The following is a 13749-nucleotide window of genomic DNA, read 5'->3' as shown; positions in this document are numbered from 1 at the left end:
AAAAGTAGGCGACATGGTAAAGATTGCCGAGTGTCGCCCGCTCTCAAAGACCAAGAAATTTGTCGTTGTTGAGGTGATTACGGAATGAAAGCGAAACAATCGCGTACACCCCGTGCACTTGCAACCGGCAGCCGCCTTCTCTGCGCCGATAATACCGGTGCACGGCAGGTGGAGATTGTTTCTGTAGACCGTTACCATGGCGTACGCCGCCGCCAGCCCAAACTGGGTCTGGGAGATGTGGCAACGGTCACGGTCAAAAAAGGCACTCCCGACATGCGAAAGACGCTCGTGAAGGCAGTCGTCATCAGGCAGAAGAAAGAGATCCGGAGAGTTTCCGGTCTTCGTCTCTCGTTTGAGGACAATGCAATGGTAGTAGTAAATGAACGCGGAGAACCTAAGGGAACGGAAATTAAAGGCCCTGTCGCACGTGAAGTGGCAGAGCGTTTCCCTAAGATTGGTTCAATGGCGACGATCATCATCTGAGGAGAAGGAAATATGGTACGTATTGCAAGCACACAACCGCGCAAACAGCGCAAATTCCGCTACAATGCACCCCTTCATGCCAGGGGTCGTTTCCTGAATGCTCCGCTGTCATCAGAACTCCGGAACCAGTACAGCCGCCGTAGCGTGCGTATAGTTACCGGTGACACAGTCCGTGTCATTCGCGGAGACTTTGCAGGCGATGAAGGCATTGTTGACGGGGTTAATCTCGATTATTCCCGGATCATTGTCCACGGTGTTGTATCAACCCGTGCAGACGGAACTGAAGTTCCCCGTCCGGTTGATCCATCCAATGTCTGCATTGTGAAACTGAATCTGAAAGACAAACGTCGTGAGGAGAAGCTGGAGGCGAAGAAGTAATGTCGAACCACTTAAAGAGGCTCAACAGCCCGGGTTCATGGCGTATTGCCAAGAAGACGAACACATTTGTGACCAAGACCGCCGCAGGTCCGCACAATGCAAGCGCAATGCCTGTGGCAGTGTGGCTGCGTGACCACATGGGAATTGCACTTACGGTAAAAGAGGTTAAGCGTATCCTCAAGAGCCGTGCAGTGCTGGTGAACGGTGCTGTCTGCACTGACCCAAAGATGGGCGTCGGTGTGTTTGACATCATCGCTCTCCCGTCTGTGGACAAGTACTTCCGCATTCTCCGTGCCAAGCGCGGCGATATTGTCTCCGTCCCGATTACAGCAGAGGCAGCAGAGAGCCGTCTTTGCAAGATTGCAGACAAGACAATTGTGAAGGGCGGTAAGGTTCAGCTGAACCTGCGCTACGGTGCAAACATCATTGTCGACACACAGGCATACAAACCAAAGGACTCTGTTGTCCTGTCCCTGATGCCGGATAACAAATTTGAAGTCACCGGCCACTTTGCCTTCGCAGAGGGCAACACAGCAATGGTCATTGGTGGACGCCACTCCGGTAAAATAGGCAGAATCACAACGATTGATGTCATCCCCGGAAGTATCCCGAACCGTGTCATTCTTGCAGAGGACGGCACCGGTGAGACTTTCGAGACGATTGATAATTATGTCTTTATGGTAGGACGCGAGGAGTCTGCAATCAGCGAATGGGGGATTGAACAGTGAACCCAATGCAGGGACTCTATGTCGATAAGGTCGTCGTGCACATGGGTGTCGGCGAATCCGGTGACAAGCTTGTCAAGGCTGAAAACATCGTCAAAGAGATTACCGGACAGTCCACGATTCGTGCCTTTGCGAAGATGACCCAGCCTGCTTTTGGTGTCCGGAAGGGACAGCCAATCGGATGCCGTGTCACCCTTCGTGGTGCCCGTGCAGAGAACTTCGTCCGCACTGCACTTGAAATCCAGGAAAATACTCTTGCAGCATCCCAGTTCGATGCAACCGGCAATTTCTCATTCGGTATTGAAGAACACACTGACTTCCCAACCCAGAGTTATGACCCGATGATCGGTATCTATGGCATGGATGTCAATGTCGTTCTTGAGCGCAAGGGTATCCGCATTGCGCGCAGGTCAATCCAGAAGAGAAAACTCCCGACAAAGCAGCGTGTCACCAAAGAGGACGCTGTGGCGTACATGAGTGAAGCATTCAATGTAGAGGTAATCTAATGGCAGAACAGGGAAAGAAATCGGATGCATCACCGAAGAAATTCGGTCGTGGTGCAAATGTGTGCCAGATGTGCGGAAGAAAGCAGGGGCTTGTCCGCCGGCACAATATTATGCTCTGCCGTCAGTGCTTCCGGGAAAATGCCGCTAAAATCGGCTTTAAAAAGATGAACTAGGTGGCAAAGAGTTATGGCACGATTAAATCCGATTGCGGATGCAATGAGCACCATCAAGAACGCCTCCGATGTCGGCAAGACGAGCTGTATCGTTGAACCGGCAAGCAGGCTTCTTGGTTCAATGCTCGGCATCATGAAAGAGAAGGGCTATATTGCAGAATTTGAACTCATTGAAGATGGCCGTGGCGGTCAGTTCAATGTGAAGCTGAACGGAAACATCAATAAATGCGGTGTTATTTCACCGCGGTATTCCGTGAAGGTTGCAGAGCTTGAAGAATGGGAGACACAGTATCTTCCGGCGAAGAATTTTGGTCTGCTGATCATCTCCACGTCTAAAGGCGTGATATCACATGATCAGGCAAGAGAAGCAGGCGTCGGCGGAGAGCTGCTCGGGTATGTGTACTGAGGTGTATTAAATGCTGAGTGAACGTAGTGTTGAGATTCCTGAGGGTATCACTGCAACAATGGAAGGCACACGCCTCGTTGTTAAGGGACCCAAAGGAACACTTACACGTGATATGCGCTACCCGGGTCTTGATGTCTCCTGTGATGGTGTTGTCTTTACCATTAAAACTGCATCAACGCGGAAGAAGATTTCTGCAATGGTCGGGACCTATGCAGCCCATGCACGCAACATGTGCGGCGGGGTTACAGAAGGCTATGAATACAAGATGAAAGTGGTCTACAGTCACTTCCCTATCCAGCTCAAGAAGACTGACACAGCTCTTGAGATTGTCAATTTCCTTGGCGAGAAGAAGGCCCGGGTGGCACGGATTTCAGAGGGAGTGACCGTTTCAACCGGAAACGATGAGATCACTGTATCAGGCATCGACAAAGAACTCGTGGGCACCACAGCCGCTCGTATTGAACGGGCTACGCATGTGCGCAATCGTGATCCCCGTGTGTTCCAGGATGGAATATACATCATTGAGAAGGCGTGATCTGATATGGCTGACGAAAAGATGAGACTTATCCGTGCACGCAATGGAAAGCGGGCAACCTTTAAGCGCCAGTGCCTTCATCAGAAGAAGAAACTGGATGACGTATGGAGGCGTCCACGTGGTATTCAGAGTAAACAGCGCATGCAGAAATGGGCAAAGGGTCGTCTCCCCAAACCTGGGTTTGGGGGCCCTGCCGCTGTACGTGGATTCCACCCCAGTGGATATGAGGAAGTGCTTGTATTCACACCTGCAGATCTAGAAGGGCTCAACCCTGAGACACATGCAGTCCGTGTTGCAGCAACTGTCGGTAACAGGAAACGTGAAGTCATTCAGGACAAGGCACTTGAGCTTGGGCTTAAGGTATTCAACCTGAAAGATGCATCCGGACAGGCTGCTGCAGAGGAGCCTGAGGTCGTGGAAGAAGACGTTGAGGAAGAGGTGGCTTCTGATGAGTGATCTCAAAAATCAGCGCCGTATCGCAGCAGCTGTTCTGAAGTGCGGTGTACACCGTGTCTGGATGAACAGCGAGCGTGAGGATGATATTGAAAACGCGATCTCACGTGAGGATATGCGTGGCCTTATTGAAGAGGGCGCAATCCGTGCAAAGCCGGTTAAAGGCGTCAGCCGCGGCCGTGCACGTCTTCTCACTGCAAAGCGTTCCTATGGCCACTGTAAGGGTCATGGACGCAGGAAGGGAGCCGCCAATGCACGTACCCCGTCCAAGCGGGTATGGATCAAAAGGATCCGTGCAATCCGGCGTGAACTCCGGATACTGCGTGACAACGGCAGCATTGATGCTACCCTGTACCGCAGAGTATACCGGAAGGCAGCAGGCGGTCAGTACCGCAGTGTGGCACATATGAAAGCACAGCTTGAGCAGATTCAGGGGAGGATGAACTAATGGCATCCGGACCACGATATTTTGTCCCGTTCAGAAGGAGACACGAGGGCAAAACGGATTATTACTCCAGGATGCGGCTTCTCCTCTCCGAGAAACCACGTATGGTCGTACGCAAGACCAACCGGCAGATCATCATCCAGCTGGTAGAGGCGACCCTTGAGGGTGACCGGACACTTGTTGCGGCATACTCACATGAACTGGAAGGATACGGCTTTACCGGTGCTATGGGAAATACCCCCGCAGCATATCTCACCGGCATGCTCTTTGCGGTGCGTGCACGGAATTCAGGCTATGAAGAAGGTATTCTTGATATCGGCCTGACCCGTTCAACCCCCGGAGGGAAGGTGTTTGGTGCACTGAAAGGCGCTGTGGATGCAGGTCTTGAAGTCCCCCACGGTGAGTCGATTCTCCCGTCTGAGGACAGGGTAAAAGGCGCACACATTGCAGCATATGCACCTGAGCGTGCAGCAGATCTTGTTGCCAATGTAGAACAGGCAGCAGAAGCAATCATGAAGGAGCTGAAGTAATATGGCCTATGAACGGGAAGTATGGATTCCTATCACGGGTCTCGGAAGACAGGTTGCTGCCGGTGATTTTACAAGCCTTAAAGATGTGCTTGAGATTGGCAGACCTATTAAAGAACCGGGTATTGTTGATTATTTCCTCCCTGACCTTGATGATGAGGTACTCGACATCAATATGGTTCAGAGAATGACTGACAGTGGCCGACGTGTTAAGTTCCGTGCTGTTGTCGTTGTGGGAAACCGTGACGGCTATATCGGATACGGACAGGCAAAGGACGCACAGGTCGGCAATGCTATCAAGAAGGCAATTGCAAACGCAAAGATCAATGTCATATCTGTAAAACGCGGATGTGGCAGCTGGGAATGCGGATGTGGTGAAGGGCACTCCATTCCGATGCGTGTTCAGGGGAAGGCAGGCAGTGTGACCATCACACTGATTCCGGCACCCCAGGGTATTGGCCTGGTAACAGGTGACATCGGAAAGAAGGTCCTCGAACTTGCAGGTATCACCGATATCTGGACCTCATCGTTCGGGCAGACCCGGACGACCATCAACTTTGCAAAGGCCACCTTTGATGCACTGAATAATTCAAATCTCATCCGGACAGGAGTGATTGAGTAATGTATGTGGTAGTGCAGGTGCGTGGTGTTGTTAACTGCAACAGGGAGATTAAAGACACCCTGAAGATGCTCCGTCTTCACCACGTTAACCACTGTGTCCTTATTCCTGACACCCCGGCATACCTCGGTATGATCCGGAAAGTTAAGGATTACGTGGCATACGGCGAGGCTGACCCTGAAATTCTGGGAACAGTCCTGACCACCCGTGGCAGGCTGACCGGAAACATACGCCTGACTGAAGAGTATGTGAAGGAGAACTCAAAGTTTGAGGACATCAATGCGTTTGCAGCCGCACTCTGTGCAGGCGAGGCATCCATTGCTGATGTGCCGGAACTTAAGCCGGTACTCCGGCTCCACCCCCCGCGTAAGGGACACAAGTCCATTAAGCGGACATACCAGCAGGGCGGCGCACTCGGAAACTACGGAAGTGAGATCAATTCGCTTCTTTACAGGATGCGGTGAATCAGATGCCAGTAAACAAACGCTCAAAATATCGCGGTTCACGAACCTGCGGTGGCGGAACACACAAGAATCGCCGTGGTGCCGGAAACCGTGGTGGCAGAGGCCGGGCCGGTCACCGTGATCACCGGTTCTCCCATTACCTCCTCAAAGGTGATGTCCACAACGGAAAGCATGGGTTTGTGAACAAAAACCCGTCCGCTGTTGACGCCGTTGATGTCGGGGACATTGATCAGATGGCAGATGCCCTTGTGGCATCCGGGAACGCAGAAATGGATGGGGATACCATCGTCATCGATGCAGGCCAAATCGGTATTGATAAAATACTTGGAGGCGGACAGGTTACTAAGAAGATGAACATCTCTGCTGTGTCATTTACTGACAGGGCCCGACAAAAGATTGAAGGGAATGGCGGCCAGGCACTGGACGCCTGATTCTCTTTTTTTTCTGGGAAAAATAGTACTATGGGAGCGATGCTGGATCGATTAGAACCGCTGCTGGCCGCAATGCCTGCAGTGAAAAGTCCGGAAGGGCATGTCCATTTTAAAAATAAGCTGATTTGGACGGCTGCTATTCTGATTTTGTATTTTGTACTGACTAATATTCCGGTGTTTGGGCTTGATCCGAGTTCACAGGATATTTTCGCATTCTACCGTGCCCTTTTAGCAGGTGCGAGTGGCTCAATTGCCCATCTGGGTATCGGGCCGATTGTCACTGCATCCATTGTGCTTCAGCTCCTCAAGGGTGCTGATCTGCTGGATCTGGATACCAGCGATATGCGTGGACAGGTCATGTACATGGGCCTGCAGAAGCTCCTGATATTTGTCATGATCGTGCTTGAGGCAATCCCGAATGTTATCGGTGGATTCCTTGCCCCTGACCCGGTCGTTGCAAATGCATTATTTGGCGGAAATCTCGGTGCTGTTACGTTCCTTGTCTTTTTGCAGATTTGTATCGGTGGGGTACTGATCTTCTTTATGGATGAGGTCGTGACAAAATGGGGGGTCGGCTCTGGTGTCGGTCTCTTTATCGTTGCTGGTGTATCCCAGGGTCTTGTCAACGGTTTCCTGAACTGGGGCGCTGTACAGGATGCATACCCTGTCGGATTCTTCCCGCGGCTCTTTGCGGTCATCATGGATGGTGCACCGTTCCTGGAGTACTTCGGCACTGATATGCTTGCGTTGATTACGACTGTGGCAATCTTCCTTGTGATCGTTTATGTAGAGTCGACACGGATTGAGATCCCGCTTGCACACTCGTCTGTACGTGGTGCCCGCGGGCGTTTCCCGGTGAAACTCATATATGCCAGTGTGCTGCCGATGATTCTTGTCCGTGTGCTGCAGGCAAACATCCAGATGTTTGGTCTGTTCCTGAACAATCTTGGTATAACGTTCCTGGGAGAGTATCAGGGCAACACCCCGCTGAACGGGATCATGTACTATCTGGCACCCATCAACGGTCCGTCTGACTGGATGTGGTGGGCCTATGATGTCGGTCACCCCATATGGGAGATTATCATCAGGATGGGTCTTGACCTGTTCGTGATGGTGGTCGGCGGTGCAATCTTCGCACTCTTCTGGGTGAAGACTGCAGGCCTGGACTCGTCCCATGTGGCACGCCAGATCCAGATGAGCGGTATGTCAATTCCCGGATACCGGAGATCGGAACAGGTGCTTGTAAAGTACCTGGACCGCTATATTCCGCGTGTCACGGTCATCGGTGGTGTCTTTGTTGGTTTCCTGAGTGTGATTGCCAACTACTTTGGTGTCATCGGCATGGTCGGGGGAACTGGTCTCCTGCTGACAGTCAGTATTGTATACCGGCTGTACGAGGAGGTTGCAAGTGAACAGATTATGGAGATGTACCCGTTCATGCGCGGGTTCTTCGGTAAGGAGTGAAGTGTAGGATGGGTAAAAAAGTAGTAATCACCGGTGTGCCGGGAGTCGGCAAGACGACCGTCATTAATCAGACCATTTCTGAACTCGCAGCAGAGGCTGTTGAGTATCAGAATATTAATTTTGGATCATGTATGTTCGATGTGGCATCCGGTCAGGGTATCGTTGAGAGCCGTGACGAGATGCGCAAACTCGAACAGGCAAAGCAGCGCGAACTGCAGCGCAGTGCCGCACAGTTTATCGCGAAGACCGAAGGCAATGTCATCATTGACACCCACTGTACGGTGAAGACTCCGGGTGGATACCTGGCAGGTCTTCCCGAGTGGGTGCTCAAAGAACTGATGCCTGATATCGTTGTGCTTGTCGAGACAGATGAGGACCAGATCCTGATGCGGCGCATGGGAGATGAGTCCCGGGTGCGTGACGCTGAAGGTTACCGTGCTCTCTGTGAGCACCAGGAGTTCAACCGTGCGATGGCGGCCTCGTATGCGATGCTAACCGGATGCACGGTCAAAGTCATCATCAATGCCGATGATCTGCTCGACAGGGCAGTCGAAGAACTCAAAGATATTCTGAGGTGAGAGATATCGCAAAATCCGGCAAGTCGGCAGGAAAAGGGGTCATGGGTGGCATGGGCTCCTTTTTTATTGTCATGCTGATTGCGATGGGAGCCTATTCAATCGCCCCCATTCGCGATGCCATCGGATCCGGTGCCAATGTTGTCTTTGGACCTATGGCAACGATCATCGGCGTTACTGACAATCCCCAGCTCTGGGTAATTCTGATTCTCATTCTTGCAACGATTACCGGCTGTTATTCATCTCTTCTCCAGAAGTATACCATTGATTACGAGAAGATGCAGGTCGTTCAGGCAAAGATGAAGGAGTTCCAGAAGATATACCGTGAAGCACAGCTTGCAGGTGACGAGAAGCAACTGAAAAAGCTCAATGACAAGCGGACACGGATGATGGAGGAACAGATGCAGATGTCCCAGGAGCAGTTTAAGCCGATGGGATGGATTCTGATTGTGACTGTGCCCATTTTTATATGGATGCTCTGGACGGTTTCAAATATGCAGGCAGCGTTTGATGCCGGCACCATTGTTGCAATGCCGACCATTACGTTCCCGTATCTGGGAGAGATTATGCTGAATGGGATCTCATTCTTCCTTCCGGCATGGATTCTCTGGTATATGATCTGTTCCATCTGCCTCTCGCAGGTGATAAGAAAGGCGCTTAATATCGGAGGACTCTGATGCGGATTACGGTGAGCGGCCCGCCGGGAAGCGGTACGACGTCACTTGCCAAATATCTGGTGAAGAGACATGATTTCAATCTGATATCGGCAGGGGAAGTCTTTCGCGGGCTCGCTGCTGAGCGCAATATGGAACTTGCTGCGTTCGGGCGGCTGGCAGAGGAGGATGAATCCGTGGACCGGATGATCGATGCCCGCCAGAAGGAGATTGGCGAGGCACGCGATAATATCATCATTGAGGGGCGTCTTGCGGGGCATATGATTGATAACGCTGATATCCGCATCTGGGTGGCAGCGTCTGTTGAATGCCGGTCTGTGCGCATCTCTGACCGTGAGGGAATTGATCCACAGACAGCAGTTGAACTCACGATTGAACGTGAGGACTGTGAGGCCGGCAGATACCACAAATACTATAATATTGATATCAATGATCTGACGCCCTATGACCTCGTGATCAATTCCGAGGTATGGGGGATTGAGGATATTGGTGCCATCGTTGATGTGGCCATCGCCGGTCTGAAGGAATAATTCATTTTCTTCTCTTTCTCTTTTGGTTTTTTGTGAGGGGTGTCGCCCCGATTTAGAAGTAGTGACTGTGATCAACGATGCATGGATCTATGGGTTATGATCAGATCATAACGACCAGAAAAAAGGGTGAGCGGTTGGCAAATACCGGTGAAAGTGTTTTTGGCGACCCGGATTCCCCATCAATTAAAACAGCGGATGTTGATGATGCACACGGAGTCTTCAGCGAACAGACTGGTTAATACCCGAAGAATCCTATTTTGTAATGATTATCGTGGAAGGCAAAACCAGCGGGACAAATCTTGTTGTAATCCATGGCTTTTATGATCCCAATACACCCGATCGGTTCTGTTTCTTTGGTGAATCGGATAATCGTTCCGGGGGGATACCAACAAGACGCGGGAGAAAACCAAAACATCCCCGCGTACATCCACATCCAAATACCGTATCAGCCGAAGAGTTGCAGCGTCTGCTGACCGGGGTCACCGGCGGCAGTGATATACAGTGGCATGAGGGGGAGCAGACCGCGGTCTTCCCGTCTGAAGCTGCAGCACCTCTCACATCATATATGCCTTCGATGGCGGCCATTGCCGTTAAGAAATCGTCACAGCAACTGTTGCCCTGGAAATTTGCTACAGTATCATGCGACCTCTCTGCATTGGCCGGACTATATACCCGGCTTTTTGATCTCTTCTCTTCCGGTGTCATGGTCGGTGATTCATTGCGATACTGGCTGTTTGCCATCGGTTTTTCCGTAGAACTTGTCGCACGTCAACGCTTTATTCCTGCATTTTTGGATACGGCCACTACTCTGCCCGTATGGAAACCGGTCATCGGCAGCGATGATGAAGAGAGATATGTTTCGCTTGCAGGGGCAATGCCCTGTGTATGTGAATCGTGCGCAAACGGATATGATGCGGATTCCGGATATGTTTTCAGATATCATGCAGATACCATACTTGACCGTTTTGTGACCTCTATGGTTTCTCAGGTGGTGACCGATGCCCTCTCTGATACGCCGGTTCCGTTTAAAATCAGTAAAAAGATGCAGACGTCCGAAAAAGAGGCGCTGTCCTGTTTCCTGAAATTAACCGGGTGCCATGCAGATCAATATCATCCCGTTGCTCTCTCTGAAGCGTTTATTGCAGAGATAAATACCTGGCTTTCCGGGGGGGCGGATGAAGGCAAAGTCCACGAATTCAAAACCTGTTTTCGCCTTGAAGAACCGGATGAAGATGGTGAGGACAATCGCTGGAATATCACATTTCAGCTTCAGGCACGTGATGAGCCTTCCCTGATCATTCCTGCAGAGGAAATATGGGAACCGAGAACCACAGAGCATACGTATCTGTTCAGCAGAACCAGCCATCCTGAAGAGGATTTTCTGGCAGATCTTGGGCGTGCGGTCAGGATATTTCCCGGACTTGCGGCTGGTCTGAAGACTGCATGCCCGACAGCTCTTGCGATTGACACGGCTGATATCTACTCGTTTTTAAGCGAGACGTCACCATTACTTCAGCAGGCAGGTTTTACCGTGCTCCTGCCGCCCTGGTGGAAAGAGCAACCGGAGAAGCCGGTACTGAATATTGATCCAAAACCCCCGGAGAAACAGAAGACTACGGGTTCCGGGTTTTTTTCCTTCAATAGTCTGCTGGATTTCAACTACACCATTGCACTGGGCGGTGAGACGTTCTCTGTTGATGAGTTTATGGAACTTGCAGATATGAAGCAATCGCTTGTTCGTGTGAGGGGGAAATGGGTCGCCTTCGATTCCAAAGAGATCAAACGGACTCTGCGTGCGTTTGAGAGGAAATATGCTGACGGCAGTATTGAACTGGGTGATCTGTTAAAACTTGAAACCACACGGGCCTTTGAACAGGAATTTGAGGTTGAAGTTTCGTCACCCGGCGGACAGGTCGGGGAGATACTGGACAATATCAGGGGGGTAACCAAACCGGAAGTGATTGAGATTCCCGACACTTTTAACGGCAAACTCCGGCCATACCAGTTGACAGGTGTCTCCTGGCTCTCTTTTCTCACGCGGCAGGGGCTGGGGGCATGCCTTGCCGATGACATGGGGCTGGGCAAAACCCCGCAGTTTATTGCGTATCTGCTCTCTGAGATGAAATATTCCAATTTGCCTGCAACGCCGGTTCTTGTCATCTGCCCGATGTCAATTATCGGTAACTGGAACCGTGAGTTTGCCCGGTTTGCTCCTGGTCTCTCTGTCTATATTCATCATGGCACAGGACGTGCTGCGGGAGAAGAGTTTGCGGAGGCGGTATCTGCATATGATGTGGTCATTACGACATACAGTCTGGCAAACCGCGATATCGATACAATCAATCTGGTTCAGTGGGCATGTCTGGTGCTGGATGAGGCCCAGAACATCAAAAATCACCTGACCAAACAGTCCCGTGCTGTCAGGACAATTCCGGCGGGCCGGAGAATAGCACTGACCGGCACGCCTGTTGAAAACCGGCTGACAGAACTGTGGTCTATCATGGATTTCCTGAACCGGGGCTATCTGGGTTCATATGGCAGTTATTATAAGGAGTTTGCCGTGCCCGTTGAGCGGTATCATGACGGTGATGCGGGTGCTCTGCTGAGAAAGATGATCGGCCCGTTTGTTATGCGGAGGGTAAAGACCGATCGTTCCATCATACAGGATCTGCCGGATAAGATTGAACAGAAGGTCTTTTGCACACTGACAAAGGAACAGGCAACTTTGTATCAGGCAACGGTTGACGGGATGCTCAGGGCGGCTGATGAATCCGAGGGTATTCAGAGAAAGGGTGTCATATTGTCTGCCATTACCCGGCTAAAGCAGATCTGCAACCATCCTGTGCTGTTCACCGGTGACGGCTGTATCAATTCTGTGAGATCCGGTAAACTGGTGCGTCTCTTTGAGATGCTTGACGAAGTCATCGATAATGGCGATAAGGCGATTGTGTTTACCCAGTATGCCACATTTGCAGAGCAGCTTCAGGTGTTGATGCGGGATAAATTTTCGGAGGAGGTGTTGCTTTTGCATGGCAAAACATCAAGGAAAAAGCGTGACGAGGCGGTGGAATCGTTCCAGTCAGAGAATGGCCCGCGGCTGTTTGTCATTTCACTGAAGGCCGGTGGTGTCGGGCTGAACCTGACGGCTGCCAATCATGTGTTTCATGTGGACCGGTGGTGGAATCCGGCGGTTGAGGATCAGGCGACCGACCGGGCATACCGGATTGGGCAGACGAAGAATGTGCAGGTGCATCTGATGATATCCGCAGGTACGCTTGAGGAGCAGATTGATGCGATGCTTGAAGAGAAACGAAAGCTTGCAGATGAGATTATCGGTTCGGGTGAGGACTGGTTTACAAATCTCTCTACTGATAAACTGAGAGAACTGGTCTCGCTCAGTGCAGATGCGTTTGGAGAGTCCTGATGGCAGCTAAGGAGAATACTTCAGATTCCGGCAACGGGGTCTACCTGAAAAGATCCCCGGTTCTCAAGAGCAGGCGCGGTGCGGTTGGTGAGATGTGGTGGTCACAGAGGTTTGTCCGGGCACTGGAAGAGATCGGTGACTCTCCCCGCCTCTCCCGTGGCAAGAGGTATGCCCGGAACGGATCGGTCACATCGATTCGGTACCAGGACGGTGTGGTGGAGGCGAAAGTCAGGGGATCCATGCGAACTCCATATACTGTGACGATCACGTTCAGGGATTATGATTCAGATGAATGGGAGTCGGTGATAGACGGGATGGCGGGGCAGGCAATCATTGCGGCCCGACTGTTGTCCGGTGAGATGCCGGAGGAGCTTGAAGAGGTATTTACATCGGTGGGCCTGTCTTTGTTCCCCCAGTCAGATGATGATATTGCCACAAGCTGCTCCTGTCCGGACTGGGCGAATCCCTGCAAGCATATTGCGGCGGTCTATTATATCCTTGCAGAATGGTTTGATGAGAATCCGTTCTTCCTGTTCGGTCTTCGCGGCATGGGGCGTGAAGAGGTGCTTGATGCACTGAGAAAGAGGCGGGGTGCGGCGGCAGGTACGGATGTTCCTGCTGAAGATGAGGGCAAAGATGCTGTTCGTGCACAGACGGTATTCTCACCGGAAGATTATCTCCGGAATTTCTGGAAGGTGGGGTCTGATCTTGATTCGTTTGAGTTCCGGTTTTATGATGAATCTGTTCCTGCGATACGCCGGCTGGGAAGTTCTCCGTTTACGCTTGGCGGGAAAGATCTCTCCGGGCAACTTGAGCCGGTTTATCCGGTTGCACGAAAGTATGCCCTTGGTCTTACGGATATGGGGAAGGGCAGGTAGAATGTGGAGTTTGATATGAATCCGGGTGTGTTCGGACAGTTCGCAGAAAGAGGATGTAT

Annotated in this window: 20 protein-coding genes; all 20 read left to right on the top strand. The window is 51.4% G+C overall.

From position 1 onward, the window contains the following. Positions 1-88: 30S ribosomal protein S17 (gene rpsQ / locus MKMG_RS01935; RefSeq protein ID WP_165074910.1), on the top strand; the 88-nt coding region annotated here is incomplete at its 5' end. After that, the gene (locus MKMG_RS01930) at positions 85-483 is read left to right on the top strand and encodes a 50S ribosomal protein L14 (protein WP_165074896.1); all 399 of its coding nucleotides are present in this window, start codon (positions 85-87) and stop codon (positions 481-483) included. The genes rpsQ and MKMG_RS01930, both read left to right, overlap by 4 nt. A 12-nt stretch (positions 484-495) precedes the next feature. Then, complete coding sequence (rplX, locus tag MKMG_RS01925; RefSeq protein WP_165074894.1) at positions 496-861, top strand: 50S ribosomal protein L24; 366 nt, start codon at positions 496-498, stop codon at positions 859-861. Then, a complete protein-coding gene (locus MKMG_RS01920) occupies positions 861-1589 on the top strand; it encodes a 30S ribosomal protein S4e (protein ID WP_165074892.1) in 729 nt (242 codons plus the stop codon). The genes rplX and MKMG_RS01920 overlap by 1 nt, the downstream gene beginning before the upstream one ends. Further along, a complete protein-coding gene (locus MKMG_RS01915) occupies positions 1586-2092 on the top strand; it encodes a 50S ribosomal protein L5 (RefSeq protein WP_254059046.1) in 507 nt (168 codons plus the stop codon). The genes MKMG_RS01920 and MKMG_RS01915 overlap by 4 nt, the downstream gene beginning before the upstream one ends. After that, positions 2092-2265 (top strand): 30S ribosomal protein S14, encoded by a 174-nt coding sequence (locus MKMG_RS01910; RefSeq protein WP_062396601.1) that lies wholly within the window; start codon positions 2092-2094, stop codon positions 2263-2265. The genes MKMG_RS01915 and MKMG_RS01910 overlap by 1 nt, the downstream gene beginning before the upstream one ends. 13 nt (positions 2266-2278) lie before the next feature. After that, on the top strand, positions 2279-2671 hold the full coding sequence (locus MKMG_RS01905) for a 30S ribosomal protein S8 (RefSeq protein WP_165074890.1): 393 nt from the start codon (positions 2279-2281) through the stop codon (positions 2669-2671). A 10-nt stretch (positions 2672-2681) separates the two neighbouring features. Further along, entirely contained in the window at positions 2682-3206 is a 525-nt protein-coding gene (locus MKMG_RS01900; protein WP_165074888.1) for a 50S ribosomal protein L6, read from the top strand. A 6-nt stretch (positions 3207-3212) separates the two neighbouring features. After that, positions 3213-3662, top strand: a complete 450-nt coding sequence (locus MKMG_RS01895; RefSeq protein ID WP_165074886.1) for a 50S ribosomal protein L32e — start codon at positions 3213-3215, stop codon at positions 3660-3662. Then, positions 3655-4107, top strand: a complete 453-nt coding sequence (locus MKMG_RS01890) for a 50S ribosomal protein L19e (protein WP_165074885.1) — start codon at positions 3655-3657, stop codon at positions 4105-4107. Before MKMG_RS01895 ends, MKMG_RS01890 begins: the two co-directional genes overlap by 8 nt. Continuing rightward, positions 4107-4634 (top strand): 50S ribosomal protein L18, encoded by a 528-nt coding sequence (locus MKMG_RS01885; RefSeq protein WP_165074883.1) that lies wholly within the window; start codon positions 4107-4109, stop codon positions 4632-4634. Before MKMG_RS01890 ends, MKMG_RS01885 begins: the two co-directional genes overlap by 1 nt. 1 nt (position 4635) lies before the next feature. Further along, positions 4636-5253, top strand: a complete 618-nt coding sequence (locus MKMG_RS01880; protein WP_165074881.1) for a 30S ribosomal protein S5 — start codon at positions 4636-4638, stop codon at positions 5251-5253. After that, positions 5253-5714 carry a 50S ribosomal protein L30 gene (locus MKMG_RS01875; protein ID WP_165074879.1) on the top strand — a complete coding sequence of 154 codons (462 nt, stop codon included), beginning with the start codon at positions 5253-5255 and terminating at the stop codon, positions 5712-5714. The genes MKMG_RS01880 and MKMG_RS01875 overlap by 1 nt, the downstream gene beginning before the upstream one ends. 5 nt (positions 5715-5719) lie before the next feature. Next, positions 5720-6145 carry an uL15m family ribosomal protein gene (locus tag MKMG_RS01870; protein ID WP_165074877.1) on the top strand — a complete coding sequence of 142 codons (426 nt, stop codon included), beginning with the start codon at positions 5720-5722 and terminating at the stop codon, positions 6143-6145. A gap of 30 nt (positions 6146-6175) precedes the next feature. After that, a complete protein-coding gene (secY, locus tag MKMG_RS01865) occupies positions 6176-7609 on the top strand; it encodes a preprotein translocase subunit SecY (protein WP_165074875.1) in 1434 nt (477 codons plus the stop codon). An 8-nt stretch (positions 7610-7617) separates the two neighbouring features. Next, positions 7618-8187, top strand: coding sequence for an adenylate kinase (locus tag MKMG_RS01860; RefSeq protein ID WP_165074873.1), 570 nt, complete (start codon positions 7618-7620; stop codon positions 8185-8187). After that, entirely contained in the window at positions 8184-8861 is a 678-nt protein-coding gene (locus MKMG_RS01855) for a DUF106 domain-containing protein (protein ID WP_254059045.1), read from the top strand. The genes MKMG_RS01860 and MKMG_RS01855 overlap by 4 nt, the downstream gene beginning before the upstream one ends. Next, positions 8861-9388 (top strand): (d)CMP kinase, encoded by a 528-nt coding sequence (cmk, locus tag MKMG_RS01850; RefSeq protein WP_165074871.1) that lies wholly within the window; start codon positions 8861-8863, stop codon positions 9386-9388. The genes MKMG_RS01855 and cmk overlap by 1 nt, the downstream gene beginning before the upstream one ends. A 262-nt stretch (positions 9389-9650) precedes the next feature. Beyond that, on the top strand, positions 9651-12812 hold the full coding sequence (locus tag MKMG_RS01845; protein WP_165074869.1) for a DEAD/DEAH box helicase: 3162 nt from the start codon (positions 9651-9653) through the stop codon (positions 12810-12812). Beyond that, the gene (locus MKMG_RS01840; protein ID WP_165074867.1) at positions 12812-13690 is read left to right on the top strand and encodes an SWIM zinc finger family protein; all 879 of its coding nucleotides are present in this window, start codon (positions 12812-12814) and stop codon (positions 13688-13690) included. The genes MKMG_RS01845 and MKMG_RS01840 overlap by 1 nt, the downstream gene beginning before the upstream one ends. Positions 13691-13749 lie beyond the last annotated feature (59 nt).

The organism is Methanogenium sp. MK-MG (genome assembly GCF_009914725.1).
Taxonomy (GTDB): domain Archaea; phylum Halobacteriota; class Methanomicrobia; order Methanomicrobiales; family Methanomicrobiaceae; genus Methanogenium.
The sequence above is the reverse complement of the archived record's forward strand: the minus strand, read 5'-3'. Positions and strand labels throughout refer to the sequence as shown.

Bases quoted from the DNA above. Each gene is read 5' to 3' on its own strand.
- rplX (WP_165074894.1), top strand. From the start codon at position 496: ATGGTACGTATTGCAAGCACACAACCGCGCAAACAGCGCAAATTCCGC.
- MKMG_RS01880 (WP_165074881.1), top strand. From the start codon at position 4,636: ATGGCCTATGAACGGGAAGTATGGATTCCTATCACGGGTCTCGGAAGA.
- MKMG_RS01930 (WP_165074896.1), top strand. From the start codon at position 85: ATGAAAGCGAAACAATCGCGTACACCCCGTGCACTTGCAACCGGCAGC.
- MKMG_RS01860 (WP_165074873.1), top strand. From the start codon at position 7,618: ATGGGTAAAAAAGTAGTAATCACCGGTGTGCCGGGAGTCGGCAAGACG.
- secY (WP_165074875.1), top strand. From the start codon at position 6,176: ATGGGAGCGATGCTGGATCGATTAGAACCGCTGCTGGCCGCAATGCCT.
- MKMG_RS01895 (WP_165074886.1), top strand. From the start codon at position 3,213: ATGGCTGACGAAAAGATGAGACTTATCCGTGCACGCAATGGAAAGCGG.
- cmk (WP_165074871.1), top strand. From the start codon at position 8,861: ATGCGGATTACGGTGAGCGGCCCGCCGGGAAGCGGTACGACGTCACTT.
- MKMG_RS01885 (WP_165074883.1), top strand. From the start codon at position 4,107: ATGGCATCCGGACCACGATATTTTGTCCCGTTCAGAAGGAGACACGAG.
- MKMG_RS01840 (WP_165074867.1), top strand. From the start codon at position 12,812: ATGGCAGCTAAGGAGAATACTTCAGATTCCGGCAACGGGGTCTACCTG.
- MKMG_RS01845 (WP_165074869.1), top strand. From the start codon at position 9,651: ATGATTATCGTGGAAGGCAAAACCAGCGGGACAAATCTTGTTGTAATC.
- MKMG_RS01890 (WP_165074885.1), top strand. From the start codon at position 3,655: ATGAGTGATCTCAAAAATCAGCGCCGTATCGCAGCAGCTGTTCTGAAG.
- MKMG_RS01920 (WP_165074892.1), top strand. From the start codon at position 861: ATGTCGAACCACTTAAAGAGGCTCAACAGCCCGGGTTCATGGCGTATT.
- MKMG_RS01900 (WP_165074888.1), top strand. From the start codon at position 2,682: ATGCTGAGTGAACGTAGTGTTGAGATTCCTGAGGGTATCACTGCAACA.
- MKMG_RS01910 (WP_062396601.1), top strand. From the start codon at position 2,092: ATGGCAGAACAGGGAAAGAAATCGGATGCATCACCGAAGAAATTCGGT.
- MKMG_RS01870 (WP_165074877.1), top strand. From the start codon at position 5,720: ATGCCAGTAAACAAACGCTCAAAATATCGCGGTTCACGAACCTGCGGT.
- MKMG_RS01875 (WP_165074879.1), top strand. From the start codon at position 5,253: ATGTATGTGGTAGTGCAGGTGCGTGGTGTTGTTAACTGCAACAGGGAG.
- MKMG_RS01905 (WP_165074890.1), top strand. From the start codon at position 2,279: ATGGCACGATTAAATCCGATTGCGGATGCAATGAGCACCATCAAGAAC.